The following is a 15,402-nucleotide window of genomic DNA, read 5'->3' as shown; positions in this document are numbered from 1 at the left end:
GAAAGCTCTCGGACATGACAAATAAGGGCAGCACGGACGGCGGGGAAGCCTGACGTGCGAAAAGTCGTTACTATAAGCGCCTCTTTGCCTGCCTTGCCATGGACACCATGACCGAGAACGACTATCTGATCGCCTGGGGCCTTTACGCCTTTGCCGCCGTGGGCTGCCTGCTGGTGTGGATGCGCATGACCCGCTGGATGTGGCGTTGGCTGCGCGAGCCGCTGCGTGTGCTGATGGCGGTGTTGCTGTTCAGCCCGACCATCATTGACCCGGTGAAGGAAAAATTTGCCCCGGCTATCGCCATCACCGTGCTGGATCTGGCGTTCAAGGTCGGCAATAACGCCTGGCGCGCCATTTCCGAACTGCTCATGTACGCCATGATCGCGTTCGGTCTGTATCTGATTTTTGTGCTGATCCGCCTGCCGATCGAACGCGCCTCCAAGGCCCGCCGGGAGCAGGCTGAAGCCGCCCGCGCAGCGGCCCGTGCCGATGACGAGCGTGACGCCGATCAACCGTTCGGCGGTGCCGGCGATGACCGCTATGGTCGCCCGCCGGTGCCGAGCAATCCGCAGCGCATGCGGGTCGAGCCGCGTCTGTAATCACGAGAGTCCGCACATGTGTGAATTACTGGGCATGAGTGCCAACGTGCCGACCGACATCGTGTTCAGCTTCACCGGGCTGATGCAGCGCGGCGGCCGCACCGGCCCGCACCGCGACGGTTGGGGCATTGCCTTCTACGAAGGTCGTGGGCTGCGCCTGTTCCAGGACCCGGCGGCCAGCAGCGAGTCGGAAGTGGCCAATCTGGTGCAGCGTTATCCGATCAAGAGCGAAGTGGTCATCGGGCATATCCGTCAGGCCAACGTCGGCAAGGTCTGTCTGTCCAACACCCACCCGTTCGTCCGCGAACTGTGGGGGCGCAACTGGTGCTTCGCGCACAACGGTCAGCTCGCCGATTTCACCCCGATCAAGAGTTTCTACCGCCCGGTCGGCGATACCGACAGCGAAGCGGCGTTCTGCGATTTGCTCAACCGGGTACGTGCAGCGTTTCCGGAACCGGTCGACATAGAAGTGCTGCTGCCGGATCTGGTCGCGGCCTGCGCTGAATATCGCAGCAAAGGCGTGTTCAACTGCCTGCTCAGCGACGGCGACTGGCTGTTCTGCTATTGCTCGACCAAACTGGCGCAGATCACCCGACGCGCACCGTTTGGCCCGGCGCGGCTCAAGGATGTCGATGTGATCGTCGATTTCCAGGCCGAAACCACGCCCAACGACGTGGTCACGGTGATTGCCACCGAACCCTTGACCGAAAACGAAACCTGGACCCGCTACGAACCGGGCCAATGGAGCCTGTGGCGACGCGGCGAATGCGTCAGCCAGGGCACGACCGAATAAGGATTGCACCCCCATGTTGCTCAGTTATCTACGGCTGGTGTTGTTTGCGGCGGGCCTGTTGATCGGTGTCCAGGTGCCGGGCTTCATCAACGATTACGCCAAGCGGGTCGAAGCGCACCTGATCGAGGCGCAGACTGGTCTACGCGGCTTCCAGGGCACCGCCGAGCAGTTTTTCAAGGGTGATATCCAGGCACTGGTCGCCCATTACCGTGCCAGCGAAGACCCGGTGTTTCGCAGCGATGCCGACAGCCTGAGCACCTTGCTCAACCGTCAGCTGGCGCTGGACAAGCAATTCCAGGCGATGCAGGGCCCGTGGTACATCCGCTTCCTGCAAGTGGTGCTGGCCGCCGACCCGGACATCCGCAAGGAAACCTGGAACGGCTACAGCTACCAGATCCTGCTGACGCCGGAAGCGATGATCTGGGGCATGAGCGGCGCGATGTTGCTGTCGTTCGGCCTTGAATGCCTGTTCCGTCTGATCGACTGGGTGGTGCTGGGCGGCAAGCGCCTGCGCCAGAGCCGGCCGATCGAAGACCGGGATGTGCGCGGGCTGTAAGACTTATGAAGATCGTTCCCACGCTCCGCGTGGGAATGCAGCCCGGGACGCTCCGCGTCCCTTCCAAAGCCGAACGCGGAGCGTCCGTTTAGGCATTCCCACGCAGAGCGTGGGAACGATCAACTTAGAACGATGTAATCCGTACCTACCTTGCGCGCATATTCCTCCAGCACCTGCTGACACAACGTCACGATCTCCTCGACCCATTCCACACCGACCCGCCACGACACCACCACCTGCAGGTTCGGCGGACGCTGTTCGATGTCAAGCAGGGTCAATTCCCCTCGCGCCAGTTCCTCGGTCACCAGTACCGGCGGCAACGCGCCAATACCGAATCCGTCGCGCAACAGACGGGTGATCGCCGACACTGAATTCACACAGTTCAAGCGTGGCGCCAGCACGCCCTTGGCCTGCATCAGCGCCAGGATGTCCTGATGCGGCCGGGAGTTTTTCGAGTAGGTGATTATGCGTTCCTGCGCCAGGTCGGCGAGGTTTTGGTAGTCGCGGTTGTAGATCGAATGGCTGGCGACGATCCAGCCAATGGGGTGGCTGGCCAGCTCCAGGCTGCGCACGCTTTCCTGGCGCACCAGATCGGTTTGCAGGATCAGATCGAGAAAGCCTTTTTGCAGCTGATCGCAGAGGTTCAGCGAGGTATCCGCCACCAGCTCGATTTCCACCCTTGGGTACAGATCGGTCATCTGCGCCACCAGCGGGCTGAGCCAGGTGTGGATCACCGTGTCCATCACCCCGATGCGCACCCGGCCGACCTTGCTCGATCGGGTCTCGATCGACTGCTTCAGCGCCTGCATCGTGTCGAGCATCTGCTCGGCATAATCCAGCACTTTCAAACCTTCGGGCGTCAGACTGACGCCGCGTGAGTCACGCAGGAACAGCTTCACCCCGAGCTCGCCTTCGAGTACTGCAATCCGGCTGGAAATCGAAGCCTGGGTGGTGAACAGCTTGTCGGCGGTCAGGCGAAAACTTTTCAGCCGGGCGACCCAGACGAAGGTTTCGAGAAACTTCAGGTTCATGGCAACAAATTTTTCTTATGTCTTGGGCGGGTTTTTATTCGTTGGACGCGACCGGGTGACGCACCCAAGAATCGACGCATCCGGTTCCCACGATAGGCGTCGTCGGAGCTTCGAACAAGACTAATAAAAGCCTGCGGAGACATGCCATGAGTGCGCCCGACACCCTCGACCTCCCCAAGACTGCGGCCCGTCCCGGCCCGTTCGACTGGTATCGCAACATCAATCAGCAGGAGCGCCGGACCTTCTGGAGCTGCAAGATCGGCTACGGTCTGGACGGCATGGACACCCAGATGCTCAGCTTCGTGGTGCCGACCCTGATCGCGATGTGGGGCATCACTACCGGCGAAGCCGGCCTGATCCACACCAGCACCCTGATCGCTTCGGCCATCGGCGGTTGGGTGGCGGGGATTCTCTCCGACCGCATCGGCCGCGTGCGCACCCTGCAACTGACGGTGCTGTGGTTCGCCTTCTTCACTTTCCTTTGCGGCTTCGCCCAAAACTACGAACAACTGCTGATCGCCCGAACCCTGATGGGCTTCGGTTTCGGCGGTGAATGGACCGCCGGCGCGGTGCTGATCGGTGAAGTGATCCGGGCCAAGGACCGCGGTAAAGCGGTGGGTATGGTGCAATCCGGCTGGGCCTTGGGTTGGGGCCTGACGGCGATTCTCTATGCGCTGCTGTTCTCGGTACTGCCACCGGAAGACGCCTGGCGCGCACTGTTCATCCTCGGCATCGTGCCGGCGGTGTTCGTGATTTTTGTCCGGCGTCTGGTGAAAGACCCGGAGATCTACCGCGAAGCCAAAGCCAAGCAAACTCTGGACAGCCCTTCGAAGTTCTACGAGATCTTCGCCCCCGGCATGCTCTTCACCACCATTCGCGCCTCATTGCTGACCACTGGCGCCCTCGGCGGTTATTACGCGATCACCTCCTGGCTGCCGACTTTTCTGAAGAACGAACGCGGCTTGAGCGTACTCGGCACCGGCGGTTATCTGGCGATGGTGATCATCGGTTCCTACGTCGGTTATGTGATCAGCGCCTATTTGACCGACCTGCTGGGCCGCAAGAAGAACTTCATCCTGTTCGCGGTCGGCTCGTTCACCATCGTTCTGCTCTACACCCAATTACCGGTCAGCAATGGCGTGATGCTGTGGTTGGGTTTCCCGCTGGGCTTCTTCGCCTCGGGGATTTTCAGTGGCATGGGCGCGTTTCTCACCGAGCTGTTTCCAACCCGGATTCGCGGCTCGGGGCAGGGCTTCTGCTACAACATCGGCCGGGCACTGGCGGCGTTGTTCCCGCTGTTGATCGGGTTGCTCAGCCAGAAAGTGCCGCTGAGTGTAGGCATCGGTGCCTTTGCGGCGGTGTCCTACGGGGTGGTGATTCTCGCGGCGTTGAGCCTGCCGGAAACCCGTGGCAAGCAACTGGACGCGCAGTAACTGATAACCTGCGGGACACTGTCTGTCCCACAGCAAAAAAAGAAAAGAACTACAGGAGTGTTCACCGTGAGCCGCCTGCTATTGAACTGTGACATCGGCGAGAGCTTCGGCAGCTGGACCATGGGTCTGGACGCGGAAGTCATGCCCTTCATCGACTGCGCCAACATTGCCTGCGGCTTTCACGCCGGCGACCCGAGCATCATGCGCAAGACCGTCAGCCTGGCCCTGAGCCACGGCGTGCAGATCGGTGCGCATCCGGCCTATCAGGATCTGGTGGGGTTCGGCCGCCGCTCCATGGCCTACACCGCCCAGGAACTGCAAGACATCCTGCATTACCAGATCGGCGCCCTCGACGGCATTTGCCGTGCCCAAGGTGGCAAAGTCAGTTACGTCAAACCCCACGGCGCGATGTACAACGACATGATGGCCAACCCGGCGCAGTTGCGGGCGGTGATTCAGGCCGTCGCGGCTTACGATCGCAGCCTGCCACTGATGCTGATGGCGACCCGCGATAACACGGCCGCGCAACAGCTCGGCGACGAATACGGCGTGACCCTGTGGTTCGAAGCCTTCGCCGACCGCGCCTACGACAGCGTCGGCCGACTGGTTTCGCGACAACTGCCGGGCGCGGTGCACCACGATTCCGAAACCATCATCGGGCAAGCGCTGACCATCGCCCGTGGCGACAACCTCACGGCCAGCGACGGCAGCGCGCTGCACCTGCAAGCCAACACTTTGTGCGTGCACGGTGACAACGCCAGTTCAGTGGCCGCCGTGCAGCGCATTCGTCAGGCCCTGAACGAGCAGAGCGCGCCATGAATCCGTGCGTGGAAGTGGTGGCGCTGGATTGTCTGATGCTGCGCCTGTTCGATGAAATTGCCGAAGCCAACATGCCGTGGATGCTCGCCGCCAGTGAGCGGTTGCGCACGGTGTTCGGCGCACATCTGATCGATCTGGTGCCGTCGTACACCACGTTGATGGTGCATTACGACCTGACCGAATTGAATCCGGGTCAGGCTCGCGAATTGATCGCCGAAGCCTTGATCGACCTGTCGCCGAACGCGCGCACCGGCGGCCAGTGTCATGTGCTACCGGTGTGGTACGACCTGAGCGTCGGACCGGAATTGAGTCTGCTGTCACAACGCAGCGGTTTGGCGGTGGAAGAAGTGATCCGCCGTCACAGTGCTCGTGAATATCAGGTGTTCGCCCTAGGCTTTGCGCCGGGTTTCGCGTTCATGGGGCTGGTGGAAGAAGTTCTCGCGGCACCACGTCTGAATACCCCACGCAAGAAAGTCGCCGCCGGCAGCGTCGGCATCGCCGAGCGGCAGACGGCCGCGTATCCGGTGGTGTCTCCCGGTGGCTGGAACCTGATCGGTCGCACGCCGGCAAAACTGTTCGACCGTGAACGCGATGGCTACAGCCTCATGCAGCCCGGGGATACCGTGCGTTTTGAAGCGGTGAGCCACGCCGAATTCATCCGCCTCGGTGGTGACGACACGCCTCTGGAGGCCCTGGCATGAGCCGACTGACGATTGATGCGAGCACACCGCTGTGCCTGTTGCAGGATGCCGGGCGGTTTGGCGTGCGCCATCTGGGCGTGACCCAGGGCGGCGCGGCGGACTGGCGGTCGATGGCCTGGGCCAACTGGCTGCTGGGCAATGGCCTGGACTTGCCCGTGATCGAAATCACCCTCGGCGGGTTCACGGTGGTGGCTGAAGAAGATTGCTTGCTGGCATTGGCTGGCGCCGACCTTGGCGCGCAGATCGACGGCGAGGCGTTGGCGCCGTGGCGCAGTTTCAAGCTGCGCAAAGGGCAGACCTTGAAGTTCACCCAACCGTTACTGGGGGCGCGGACCTATCTGGCGGCGCCCGGCGGTTTCAGTGCGCCGAAAGTGCTGGGCAGCAGTGCCACGGTGGTGCGTGAGGAGCTTGGCGGTCTTGATGGTTTTGGATTGCCGCTGGCCAAGGGCGCTTCGCTGAGTTATCAGGGCGAAACCCTGTTGATGTGTGAGGTTCCGGCGGAGCATCGACCGGACCTGCGCCTCGACGCGCCACTGGATCTGGTGCTGGGCGCGCAGATCGGTCAGTTCAGCGGGCAGAGTCTGTTCGATGCCTTCAACCGTGCCTGGACGCTGGACAGTCGCGCCGATCGCATGGGTATTCGTCTGTTGGGCACGGCGTTGCAGTATCAGGGCAAACCGATGATTTCCGAGGGCATTCCGCTGGGCGCGGTGCAGGTGCCGCCGGACGGGCAGCCGATCGTGTTGCTCAATGATCGGCAGACCATTGGCGGCTATCCGCGATTGGGTGCCTTGACGCCGCTGGCGCTGGCTCGACTGGCACAGTGTCTGCCGGGGGCGAAGGTCAGATTGCGCCCGGTGGTGCAGGACGTCGCACACCGGGAACACCTCGAATATCTACAGCGCTTTACTTGATCGTTCCCACGTCGAACGCGTCTGCGTTTGATCGTTCCCACGCTCCGCGTGGGAATGCCGCCCGGGACGCTCCGCGTCCCAGTGACGCAGAGCGTCACTTGATGCATTCCCACGCAGACGGTTCGACGCCTCGACATGGGAACCATCCGCTTACTTGGACAGAAACCGCATCCCCTCTTCCAGCCCGCGCAACGTCAGCGGATACATCTGATCCTCGATCAAGTCCCGCACGATATTGGTCGACGATGTATAGCCCCACGTATCTTTCGGATACGGATTGATCCAGATGAGCTTCTTGTACTTCTCCATGAAGCGCTGCATCCACACGTAACCCGGCTCTTCGTTCCAGTGCTCGACGCTGCCGCCAGCCTGGGTGATTTCATAAGGCGCCATCGCGGCGTCACCGATGAAGATCACTTTGTAGTCGGCGCCGTACTTGTGCAGCAGGTCCTGGGTCGACGTGCGCTCGGAAGTGCGGCGCATGTTGTTCTTCCACACCGATTCATAAATGAAGTTGTGGAAGTAGAAGTACTCCAGATGCTTGAACTCGGTCTTGCAGGCCGAGAACAATTCCTCGCAGATCTTCACGTGGGCGTCCATCGAGCCGCCGATGTCGAACAGCAGCAACAGCTTCACCGTGTTGCGCCGCTCCGGGCGCATCTGGATGTTCAGCAGGCCGGCATCCTTGGCGGTGTGGTCGATGGTGCCGTCGATGTCCAGCTCTTCCGCCGCGCCCTGACGAGCGAATTTGCGCAGGCGACGCAGGGCGACCTTGATGTTACGGGTGCCCAGTTCCACGGAATCGTCGAGGTTCTTGTACTCGCGCTGATCCCAGACTTTCACCGCTTTGCCCTGGCGCTTGCCGGCATCGCCGACCCGGATGCCTTCCGGGTTGAAACCGCCGGAGCCGAACGGGCTGGTGCCGCCGGTGCCGATCCATTTGTTGCCGCCGGCGTGGCGTTCCTTCTGTTCTTCCAGACGTTTCTTGAACTCCTCGATCAGCTTGTCCAGGCCGCCGAGGGACTGGATCTGCGCGCGTTCCTCGTCGCTCAGCGAACGCTCGAATTCCTTGCGCAACCAGTCTTCGGGGATCAGCGCCTGCAAGTGATCGTCGAGCTTTTCCAGACCGTTGAAGTAGGCGCCGAACGCACGGTCGAACTTGTCGAAATACCGTTCGTCCTTCACCAGAATCGCCCGCGACAAGTAGTAAAACTCGTCCATGTCGGCGAAGGTGACGCGCTGTTTCAGCGCGTTGATCAGGTCGAGCAGCTCGCGCACCGAGACCGGCACCTTGGCTGCACGCATTTCATTGAACAGGTTGAGCAACATGGCATCAGCCTCTTAGCGGGTGCCGCGACGGCTCATGAACGCCAGGCGCTCAAGCAGTTGCACGTCCTGTTCGTTCTTCACCAGCGCACCGGCCAGCGGCGGGATGGCTTTGGTCGGATCGCGTTCGCGCAGCACCGCTTCGCCAATATTGTCGGCCATCAGCAGTTTCAGCCAGTCGACCAGTTCCGAGGTCGACGGCTTCTTCTTCAGGCCCGGCACCTTGCGCACGTCGAAGAACACGTCCAGCGCTTCGCTGACCAGATCCTTCTTGATGTCCGGGTAGTGAACATCGACGATTTTCTGCAGGGTGGTTCGGTCGGGGAAGGCGATGTAATGGAAGAAGCAGCGGCGCAGGAACGCGTCCGGCAGCTCTTTCTCGTTGTTGGAGGTAATGATGATGATCGGACGCTTCTTGGCCTTGATGGTCTCGTCGATCTCGTAAACGTAGAACTCCATCTTGTCGAGTTCTTGCAGCAGGTCGTTGGGGAACTCGATGTCGGCCTTGTCGATTTCGTCGATCAGCAGGATGACGCGCTCTTCGGACTCGAACGCTTCCCAGAGTTTGCCCTTCTTCAGGTAGTTGCGTACGTCGTGGACTTTTTCATTGCCCAGTTGCGAGTCGCGCAAACGGCTGACCGCGTCGTACTCGTACAGGCCCTGATGGGCCTTGGTGGTGGACTTGATGTGCCAGGTGATCAGCTTGGCGCCGAACGATTCGGCCAGTTGCTCGGCGAGCATGGTCTTGCCGGTGCCCGGTTCGCCCTTGACCAGCAGCGGCCGCTCCAGGGTGATGGCGGCGTTGACCGCCAGCTTCAGGTCATCGGTGGCGACGTAGGCCTGGGTGCCTTCGAACTTCATCTGCTAATCCTCGAACGGTAACGCCGACCTGAACGGGCAGGGCGGGGGCGAAATAATCGGATGCCCGACTATAACGCGCGGCCCGGTCGACTGTGAACGCAGACGGCTTATTCAGTCTCTGAATGGGGCGTCACATGTTGACTCAGTTTCGGCACGAGGCCAGTATTCCTGGTATCGCCGATTTGGCGATAGCCTTCGGGCATGACTACCAAATACCGATTTCGCGAAAAATACCGCATTCAGTTGCGCGAGAAGGATCACCCTCCACCCCATGTTCACCTGACCGGTGGTGGAGTGGATGTGATGCTGAGCCTGGAAACCGTCGAGCTCATGATGGGCAAGGCACCGCCACTGATCGTCAAGGAAGCGTTGGCGTGGGTTTCGGCCCATCAGACGCAATTGCTGGAGGACTGGAAACGATGTTACCCATGAAGCGGCCACGATTGGCCGCAGTGCAGGCTGTTGGCGATGCTTGCCTGTCGCTGACCTTTATTGATGGCCAACGGCTGAACCTGGACTTGAGCCGCGATCTGCAAACCTATCCGGGGCTCGCTCCGCTACTGGACGCTGAAGTGTTTGCAACCGCTGAGTTGGGTGACGACGGCTGGAGCGCGGAGTGGCTGGAACCGGATATCCAGATTGGTGCCGATACCTTGTATCGGGACGCGCTCGCGCAAAATGCGCCGGACGAAAACACACGGATTTTCATGGATTGGCGCGCTCGCACCGGTCTAACGTTGAATGAGGCGGCCGAAGCATTGGGTATCAGCGCCCGCAGCATCAGTCGCTACAGTAATGGTCGGGAAGCGGTGCCGCGATCATTGGCCCTGGCCTGTCTGGGTTGGGATTCGTTGCAGGAGAAACCTGCACTGATCGCGGCAGAGGATACCGGGCGCTACATCGTCAACCGTAAAACTTAGCCCGCATCCGGCTTCGGCCGTTCATACCGGGCATTGAAGGCTTGAATGAATCCGTTGCGCAAAATCTGCAAAAACGCTTCGAACGCGCTGATATCTTGCTGATGCACGCTGCCGCTGAGTTCGACTCGGGTGGCAAACTGGTTCTTGCCCTGGTTTTTCAGCACGGTTTCCGTGCCGCCGACCAGTGCTTCCCAGATCGAGCGGAAGATCCCCTTGTTCTTGTTCTCGACATCCTGCTGCCAGTTGAAGACGTCGACGTCGCGCAGCAGCGGTTTGATGTAGCCCTTGAGCTGGCCCTTGTTGGCGGCGGCTTCGATGACCACGTCGCCGTGGCCGGCGTTGAAGTCGAATTTGCCGTAGGCCGAGGCGAAGTCGTTCATGCGCTTGAGTTCGATGTCCCGGGCCCGCAGGCGAAATTCGAAGTCTTCGAAATTGCTCAAGGGGTCGAAGGTGGCTGTGGTTTCCAGTGGGGCATGCCCCAGCAGCAGAGCCTTGCCTTCGAAGCGAGCATCGCGTTTGCCTTCTTTGTCGACCACGTTGGTCAGGTTGTAAATGCTGGCGTCGACGTTGGTTGCATTCATGTTTACCGGTGGTTTGGAGTTGAAGTTGCGAAAGCTGATCCGCCCATCGCTGATCTGCACTTCGTCGAGCGTGATAGGCAACAGTTTGCCCAGTTGCTCACGCCAGTCGGTGCCCTGACCGGTCTGGGAGTTCTGCTTGTTGGCACCACCATCGACGAAGTTCACCTGAGGTTTAAAGAATTTCACCTGCGCCACGACAGCATGGTCGTACCAAAGCGAGTGCCAACTGACAGACAGGTCGATAACCGGCGCATCGACGAATGGCACCGGCACCTTGCCGTCGGCCTTGACGATTTTCAGGCCATTGATCTTGTAGGCCCCGCGCCAGAGCGCCAGATCGACGTCGGTGATCTGGCCGCGGTAGTCGCCCATGTTGGCCAGCTTGTCATTCAGATAGTCGCGCACGAGGTAGGGCAGGGCGATGTGCAGGGCGACCAGCAACACCACAACAGTGGCGAAAATCCACAATGGCCAACGGTAGCGACGCTTCATGGCAGCAAATTCCGAACGATGTAAAGCGATTGACTGCCGCCTGCCGCAGACGTTCGGCCCGACTGGACTGACACGGGCAACAGGCTTACCTTGGAAGGCTGAATTCAACGCTGCACAAGGACCCAGCCATGAGCCGTATTTTTGCTGACAACGCCCATTCCATCGGCAACACGCCGCTGGTGCAGATCAACCGCATCGCGCCCCGTGGCGTGACCATTCTGGCCAAGATCGAAGGTCGCAACCCGGGCTACTCGGTCAAGTGCCGGATTGGCGCCAACATGATCTGGGACGCCGAAAGCAGCGGCAAACTCAAGCCGGGCATGACCATCGTCGAGCCGACCTCCGGCAACACCGGCATCGGCCTGGCCTTCGTGGCGGCCGCGCGCGGTTACAAATTGCTGCTGACCATGCCGGCCTCGATGAGCATCGAGCGGCGCAAAGTGCTCAAGGCGCTGGGCGCAGAGCTGGTGCTGACCGAGCCAGCCAAGGGCATGAAAGGCGCTATCGAAAAGGCCAACGAGATCGTAGCCAGTGACGCGGGCAAATATTTCATGCCGGCCCAGTTCGATAACCCGGCCAACCCGGCCATTCATGAAAAGACCACCGGCCCGGAAATCTGGAATGACACCGATGGCGCCATCGATGTGCTGGTGGCGGGCGTCGGCACCGGCGGAACCATCACCGGCGTGTCGCGGTATATCAAGAATACGGCAGGCAAACCGATTCTGTCGGTGGCGGTGGAGCCGGTGTCTTCGCCGGTGATTACCCAGGCGCTGGCAGGTCAAGAAATCAAGCCGAGCCCGCACAAGATTCAGGGCATCGGCGCCGGTTTTGTGCCGAAGAACCTTGATCTGTCGATGGTTGACCGGGTCGAGCTGGTGACGGATGACGAGTCCAAAGCCATGGCCCTGCGCCTGATGCAGGAGGAAGGGATCCTGTGCGGGATTTCCTGTGGTGCGGCCATGTCGGTGGCGGTGCGCCTGGCGGAAACTCCGGAAATGCAGGGCAAGACCATTGTGGTGGTGCTGCCCGACTCCGGTGAGCGTTATCTGTCGAGCATGCTGTTCAGTGATCTGTTCACCGATCAGGAGAACCAGCAGTAAGGGGTGCGTTGATTCAGGTCAGCCAGGGTTCAGGATCGTTATGTTAATAAGTGCTTTGTTGCGCAATTCTTAACACTGAATCTTGAGTCGGGCGGGTTTTTCCCGGAGCCGGTAGTGTTTATCATGGCCGGCCGCCATCTCGGGTAAATGACATGGCGTGGCGTTGTCTTATTTCAAGGAGTTGTTGATGACCTTTTCGTTAGCCGCCAAGGTGTCGGTGTTGCTGCTGTTTGTGGGCAGCATCCTCTACGTGCATTTGCGCGGCAAGGCGCGTTTGCCGGTGCTGCGGCAGTTCGTCAACCACTCGGCGCTGTTCGCCCCGTATAACGCCTTGATGTACCTGTTCTCGGGCGTGCCATCCAAACCATATCTGGATCGCAGCAAGTTTCCGGAGCTGGACGTGTTGCGTGATAACTGGGAAACCATTCGCGACGAAGCCATGCATCTGTTCGACGAGGGTTATATTCGCGCCGCCGAGAAGAACAACGACGCCGGTTTCGGCTCGTTCTTCAAGAAAGGCTGGAAGCGTTTCTACCTCAAGTGGTACGACAAACCTCTGCCATCGGCCGAAACCCTGTGCCCGAAAACCGTGGCGCTGGTCAGTGCCATCCCCAACGTCAAAGGCGCGATGTTCGCGCTGTTGCCGGGCGGCAGCCATTTGAACCCGCACCGCGATCCGTTCGCCGGTTCCCTGCGTTATCACCTTGGTCTGTCAACGCCAAACTCCGACGATTGCCGAATCTTCGTCGACGGGCAGGTCTACGCCTGGCGCGACGGTGAAGACGTGATGTTCGACGAGACCTACGTGCATTGGGTCAAGAACGAAACCGAACAGACCCGCGTCATCCTGTTCTGCGACATCGAGCGTCCGCTGAGCAATCGCCTCATGACTCGCATCAACCGCTTCATCAGCGCCTGGCTGGGCCGTGCCACGGCACCGCAGAACCTCGACGACGAGCGTGTTGGCGGGATCAACCAGGCTTACGCCTGGAGCAAGAACTTCAGCGACAAGTTCAGCGGTGGGGTCAAACAGTGGAAACGCCGCAATCCAAAGGCCTACCGCGTAATGCGGCCGGTGCTGGCGGTGGTGGTGTTGACGTTGCTGGGGTATTGGCTGTTTGGTTGAGGCTGGAATTAAAAGCATAAAAAACCGCTCGTTTGAGCGGTTTTTTGTTTTCGGAATCAGGGACGGCCAGCAAGTAAGCTTGGTTCATCGATAGCGGTGCCGGTTGCAATGATCTGTAAGAGCCGTCTTTGACTGGCTGTCAGAACCGCCGGATCAGATTCACCCCTTATTGCATGCGCTTTTTTCTTTCTGGGGGATTTTTTTATTTCTTTGCGCATATTCACACCGTGGTTGATCAATATTTGAGCGTTTTTCACAATACTAGGCTCCCTACTGTTTTGACAAGGCGACCCTCGTTATCCAAACCGAAGCCGAGTTGTTCGTAAATTGGTATTGCTCCCTGGAATGGTTCTTGAGCCTCGATCAAGCTACTGCCAATGATGCGGGCGTATTGCTCAATTGCCAGAACGGATAGCGGTGCAACACGGTTTTTCAATGGATGTGTTTCTCTTGGCCGCCCCTCCAGTCGTACGATTCGGATGCGTTGGCGACTTTTATTCGGGTTGGCGAAGCAAAGTCCGCACAGTTCAGATTCAAACCAGATTGCGATGTCGAGAGCGAGAGGTTCGCACGCTTTCCATCCAATGACTTCTTCCCATGAAAAATGCGGGCTCTCCCAACACTCAAAAGCACTCAGCGCCAACGAGTCGATGGGTTCGAAACGTACTTTCGAAAGGTCAAGCGTTGTGGGACCGGCCATCTCCAGATCAATCTGGAGTTGAGTCGTGGCAAGGCGGGCAAGCTTCCTGGCTTGCGATTTGTACAACTGATACCGCAGATGATTCCGTTCCCTTGGCATATGATCTCGCGCATTCCATGTCCCCCATCAATGGTCGTTGCAATTGCAAACGAGCCTATGCGCCTGCCTCCTGCCTGTCGCTACTGGCCCTTTGTCCAAGTCGTTGCAATCCATGTCGCGGGCTGGTTATAGTCGGCGCTCGTGAGTCGTATGACTCACCTTTCAACCCTTCAAAAAAGATCAGCCCAGATGCCTGCATCCCTCATCAACGCGGTAGTCGATTCAGCGGTCAACGCTGGCGTCGTGCCGTGCGGGAATCAGCAGCCTGTGCAGATCAGTCATTACCCTCCACCTGTCAGTAGCACGCCGGTGTGCGCAGTCGTATCACCGCCGGGCGTTGGTGTTTCGGGCTGATCAGCGTTTGCTGCTGACCCCTGTGCCCGCCTGAAAAAACCTACTGAATTTCAGCTTCGGCTGAATTGGCTATTTGCCTGACTACAGGTGGTATTCATGTTTGTCCTTTCGAAAAAATCCGCGCTCGCGGCGGCGTCCACGAGCCTGTTCGTTCTGCTGTGGAGCAGCGGGGCGATCTTCTCCAAGTGGGGGCTGGCCCACGCTTCGCCTTTTGCCTTTCTGCTGATCCGTTTTGTGATTGCCCTGTGCGGGTTGGTGCTGCTGGCACCGTTGCTCAAGTTGAAACTGCCCAAGGGCGGCAAGCCGATGCTGTATGCGATGGCCACCGGGGTGGTGCTGTTGGGGGCTTATCAGATCTTCTATCTGCTGGCGCTGGATCTAAAAGTCACGCCCGGAGTGATGGCGACCATCATGGGCGTGCAGCCGATTCTCACGGTGGTGATCATGGAGCGGCAGCGCTCGGCGAGCCGGATGTTTGGGCTGGCGTTGGGATTGGCCGGGTTGATCATGGTGGTTTACCAGGGCATCGGTCTGGCCGGGATGTCGCTGGCGGGAATGCTGTTCGGGCTGCTGGCGCTGGCGAGCATGACCTTCGGCTCGATCATGCAGAAGCGCATCACCGACAATCCCCTCGGCACGCTGCCGGTGCAGTATCTGGCGGGTCTGTTGCTGTGCGGGGTTTTCGTGCCGTTTCAGCCGTTCCACTTCGAGCACAGTGCCGGTTTCATCGTGCCGGTGTTGTGGATGGGGCTGGTGGTTTCCGTGCTGGCGACGTTGCTGCTGTACCGGCTGATCGCCCGGGGCAATCTGGTCAATGTCACAAGTCTGTTCTATCTGGTGCCGGCCGTGACGGCGGTGATGGACTACTTGATCTTCGGCAATCGCCTGGCGGCGTTGAGCGTGCTGGGGATGCTGTTGATCATCGTCGGTCTGGTGTTCGTGTTCCGTAAATCGGCCTAATAGCCGCGCATGAAAAAGGCCCGGGAGGAAACTC

The 15,402-nt window shown here is 59.7% G+C and carries 18 protein-coding genes; 12 read left to right on the top strand and 6 right to left on the bottom strand.

Annotation, left to right across the window (positions count from 1 at the left end; translation table 11 throughout):
- Positions 1–98: 98 nt before the first annotated feature.
- The 3 genes from CAF80_RS01935 to CAF80_RS01925 are packed head-to-tail and all read left to right on the top strand — an operon-like array spanning position 99 to position 1,948.
- Complete coding sequence (locus CAF80_RS01935) at positions 99–599, top strand: MFS transporter (protein ID WP_074691106.1); 501 nt, start codon at positions 99–101, stop codon at positions 597–599.
- 16 nt (positions 600–615) lie between these two features.
- Positions 616–1,392 carry a class II glutamine amidotransferase gene (locus tag CAF80_RS01930; RefSeq protein ID WP_025110635.1) on the top strand — a complete coding sequence of 259 codons (777 nt, stop codon included), beginning with the start codon at positions 616–618 and terminating at the stop codon, positions 1,390–1,392.
- A 13-nt stretch (positions 1,393–1,405) separates the two neighbouring features.
- On the top strand, positions 1,406–1,948 hold the full coding sequence (locus CAF80_RS01925; RefSeq protein WP_011332934.1) for a DUF2937 family protein: 543 nt from the start codon (positions 1,406–1,408) through the stop codon (positions 1,946–1,948).
- A gap of 119 nt (positions 1,949–2,067) precedes the next feature.
- Here the strand turns inward: CAF80_RS01925 and CAF80_RS01920 are convergent, their stop codons facing one another.
- Complete coding sequence (locus tag CAF80_RS01920; RefSeq protein WP_085666765.1) at positions 2,068–2,979, bottom strand: LysR family transcriptional regulator; 912 nt, start codon at positions 2,977–2,979, stop codon at positions 2,068–2,070.
- Between the two features lie 146 nt (positions 2,980–3,125).
- Here CAF80_RS01920 and CAF80_RS01915 point away from each other — a divergent pair, with 146 nt between their 5' ends.
- From CAF80_RS01915 to CAF80_RS01900, 4 genes are all read left to right on the top strand, one after another.
- Entirely contained in the window at positions 3,126–4,412 is a 1,287-nt protein-coding gene (locus CAF80_RS01915) for an MFS transporter (RefSeq protein ID WP_074691107.1), read from the top strand.
- A gap of 66 nt (positions 4,413–4,478) precedes the next feature.
- Positions 4,479–5,231, top strand: a complete 753-nt coding sequence (locus CAF80_RS01910) for a 5-oxoprolinase subunit PxpA (RefSeq protein WP_039772754.1) — start codon at positions 4,479–4,481, stop codon at positions 5,229–5,231.
- Complete coding sequence (locus CAF80_RS01905) at positions 5,228–5,932, top strand: allophanate hydrolase subunit 1 (protein WP_085666764.1); 705 nt, start codon at positions 5,228–5,230, stop codon at positions 5,930–5,932. The genes CAF80_RS01910 and CAF80_RS01905 overlap by 4 nt, the downstream gene beginning before the upstream one ends.
- Positions 5,929–6,846, top strand: coding sequence for a biotin-dependent carboxyltransferase family protein (locus CAF80_RS01900; RefSeq protein WP_039772618.1), 918 nt, complete (start codon positions 5,929–5,931; stop codon positions 6,844–6,846). The genes CAF80_RS01905 and CAF80_RS01900 overlap by 4 nt, the downstream gene beginning before the upstream one ends.
- A 150-nt stretch (positions 6,847–6,996) precedes the next feature.
- Here CAF80_RS01900 and CAF80_RS01895 read toward each other — a convergent pair whose 3' ends face one another.
- Positions 6,997–8,175 carry a VWA domain-containing protein gene (locus CAF80_RS01895; RefSeq protein WP_085666763.1) on the bottom strand — a complete coding sequence of 393 codons (1,179 nt, stop codon included), beginning with the start codon at positions 8,173–8,175 and terminating at the stop codon, positions 6,997–6,999.
- Positions 8,176–8,187: 12 nt separating this feature from the next.
- Complete coding sequence (locus tag CAF80_RS01890) at positions 8,188–9,033, bottom strand: MoxR family ATPase (protein WP_007911294.1); 846 nt, start codon at positions 9,031–9,033, stop codon at positions 8,188–8,190.
- Positions 9,034–9,234: 201 nt separating this feature from the next.
- Between CAF80_RS01890 and CAF80_RS01885 the strand changes: the two genes are divergently transcribed.
- Positions 9,235–9,465: a DUF4160 domain-containing protein gene (locus tag CAF80_RS01885; protein WP_085666762.1), complete on the top strand. Its 231-nt coding sequence runs from the start codon at positions 9,235–9,237 to the stop codon at positions 9,463–9,465.
- Positions 9,453–9,953: a helix-turn-helix domain-containing protein gene (locus CAF80_RS01880; RefSeq protein ID WP_085666761.1), complete on the top strand. Its 501-nt coding sequence runs from the start codon at positions 9,453–9,455 to the stop codon at positions 9,951–9,953. The genes CAF80_RS01885 and CAF80_RS01880 overlap by 13 nt, the downstream gene beginning before the upstream one ends.
- On the opposite strand, the gene CAF80_RS01875 is transcribed toward CAF80_RS01880, so the two are convergent.
- A complete protein-coding gene (locus CAF80_RS01875; protein ID WP_085666760.1) occupies positions 9,950–11,026 on the bottom strand; it encodes a DUF748 domain-containing protein in 1,077 nt (358 codons plus the stop codon). The two genes, CAF80_RS01880 and CAF80_RS01875, sit on opposite strands and share 4 nt — an antisense overlap.
- 128 nt (positions 11,027–11,154) lie before the next feature.
- On the opposite strand from CAF80_RS01875, the gene cysK reads away from it, so the two are divergent.
- Together cysK and CAF80_RS01865 are read left to right on the top strand one after the other, a co-directional pair.
- On the top strand, positions 11,155–12,129 hold the full coding sequence (gene cysK, locus CAF80_RS01870) for a cysteine synthase A (protein ID WP_011332943.1): 975 nt from the start codon (positions 11,155–11,157) through the stop codon (positions 12,127–12,129).
- Positions 12,130–12,316: 187 nt separating this feature from the next.
- Positions 12,317–13,255, top strand: a complete 939-nt coding sequence (locus CAF80_RS01865) for an aspartyl/asparaginyl beta-hydroxylase domain-containing protein (RefSeq protein WP_085666759.1) — start codon at positions 12,317–12,319, stop codon at positions 13,253–13,255.
- Between the two features lie 56 nt (positions 13,256–13,311).
- On the opposite strand, the gene CAF80_RS01860 is transcribed toward CAF80_RS01865, so the two are convergent.
- The gene (locus CAF80_RS01860) at positions 13,312–13,512 is read right to left on the bottom strand and encodes a hypothetical protein (protein ID WP_074691111.1); all 201 of its coding nucleotides are present in this window, start codon (positions 13,510–13,512) and stop codon (positions 13,312–13,314) included.
- Positions 13,509–14,054 (bottom strand): hypothetical protein, encoded by a 546-nt coding sequence (locus CAF80_RS01855; protein ID WP_085666758.1) that lies wholly within the window; start codon positions 14,052–14,054, stop codon positions 13,509–13,511. The genes CAF80_RS01860 and CAF80_RS01855 overlap by 4 nt, the downstream gene beginning before the upstream one ends.
- Positions 14,055–14,504: 450 nt before the next feature.
- Between CAF80_RS01855 and CAF80_RS01850 the strand changes: the two genes are divergently transcribed.
- The gene (locus tag CAF80_RS01850; protein ID WP_085666757.1) at positions 14,505–15,368 is read left to right on the top strand and encodes a DMT family transporter; all 864 of its coding nucleotides are present in this window, start codon (positions 14,505–14,507) and stop codon (positions 15,366–15,368) included.
- The last annotated feature ends 34 nt before the right edge of the window (positions 15,369–15,402 follow it).

It is taken from the genome of Pseudomonas sp. B34(2017), from assembly GCF_002112915.1.
In the GTDB taxonomy this organism is placed as follows: Bacteria; Pseudomonadota; Gammaproteobacteria; order Pseudomonadales; family Pseudomonadaceae; genus Aquipseudomonas; species Aquipseudomonas pharyngis.
Note: the sequence above shows the minus strand (reverse complement) of the source record. Positions and strands in the feature narration are given on the sequence as shown.

Bases quoted from the DNA above. Each gene is read 5' to 3' on its own strand.
- CAF80_RS01935 (WP_074691106.1), top strand. From the start codon at position 99: ATGGACACCATGACCGAGAACGACTATCTGATCGCCTGGGGCCTTTAC.
- CAF80_RS01930 (WP_025110635.1), top strand. From the start codon at position 616: ATGTGTGAATTACTGGGCATGAGTGCCAACGTGCCGACCGACATCGTG.
- CAF80_RS01925 (WP_011332934.1), top strand. From the start codon at position 1,406: ATGTTGCTCAGTTATCTACGGCTGGTGTTGTTTGCGGCGGGCCTGTTG.
- CAF80_RS01920 (WP_085666765.1), bottom strand. From the start codon at position 2,979: ATGAACCTGAAGTTTCTCGAAACCTTCGTCTGGGTCGCCCGGCTGAAA.
- CAF80_RS01915 (WP_074691107.1), top strand. From the start codon at position 3,126: ATGAGTGCGCCCGACACCCTCGACCTCCCCAAGACTGCGGCCCGTCCC.
- CAF80_RS01905 (WP_085666764.1), top strand. From the start codon at position 5,228: ATGAATCCGTGCGTGGAAGTGGTGGCGCTGGATTGTCTGATGCTGCGC.
- CAF80_RS01900 (WP_039772618.1), top strand. From the start codon at position 5,929: ATGAGCCGACTGACGATTGATGCGAGCACACCGCTGTGCCTGTTGCAG.
- CAF80_RS01895 (WP_085666763.1), bottom strand. From the start codon at position 8,175: ATGTTGCTCAACCTGTTCAATGAAATGCGTGCAGCCAAGGTGCCGGTC.
- CAF80_RS01890 (WP_007911294.1), bottom strand. From the start codon at position 9,033: ATGAAGTTCGAAGGCACCCAGGCCTACGTCGCCACCGATGACCTGAAG.
- CAF80_RS01885 (WP_085666762.1), top strand. From the start codon at position 9,235: ATGACTACCAAATACCGATTTCGCGAAAAATACCGCATTCAGTTGCGC.
- CAF80_RS01880 (WP_085666761.1), top strand. From the start codon at position 9,453: ATGTTACCCATGAAGCGGCCACGATTGGCCGCAGTGCAGGCTGTTGGC.
- CAF80_RS01875 (WP_085666760.1), bottom strand. From the start codon at position 11,026: ATGAAGCGTCGCTACCGTTGGCCATTGTGGATTTTCGCCACTGTTGTG.
- cysK (WP_011332943.1), top strand. From the start codon at position 11,155: ATGAGCCGTATTTTTGCTGACAACGCCCATTCCATCGGCAACACGCCG.
- CAF80_RS01865 (WP_085666759.1), top strand. From the start codon at position 12,317: ATGACCTTTTCGTTAGCCGCCAAGGTGTCGGTGTTGCTGCTGTTTGTG.
- CAF80_RS01855 (WP_085666758.1), bottom strand. From the start codon at position 14,054: ATGCCAAGGGAACGGAATCATCTGCGGTATCAGTTGTACAAATCGCAA.
- CAF80_RS01850 (WP_085666757.1), top strand. From the start codon at position 14,505: ATGTTTGTCCTTTCGAAAAAATCCGCGCTCGCGGCGGCGTCCACGAGC.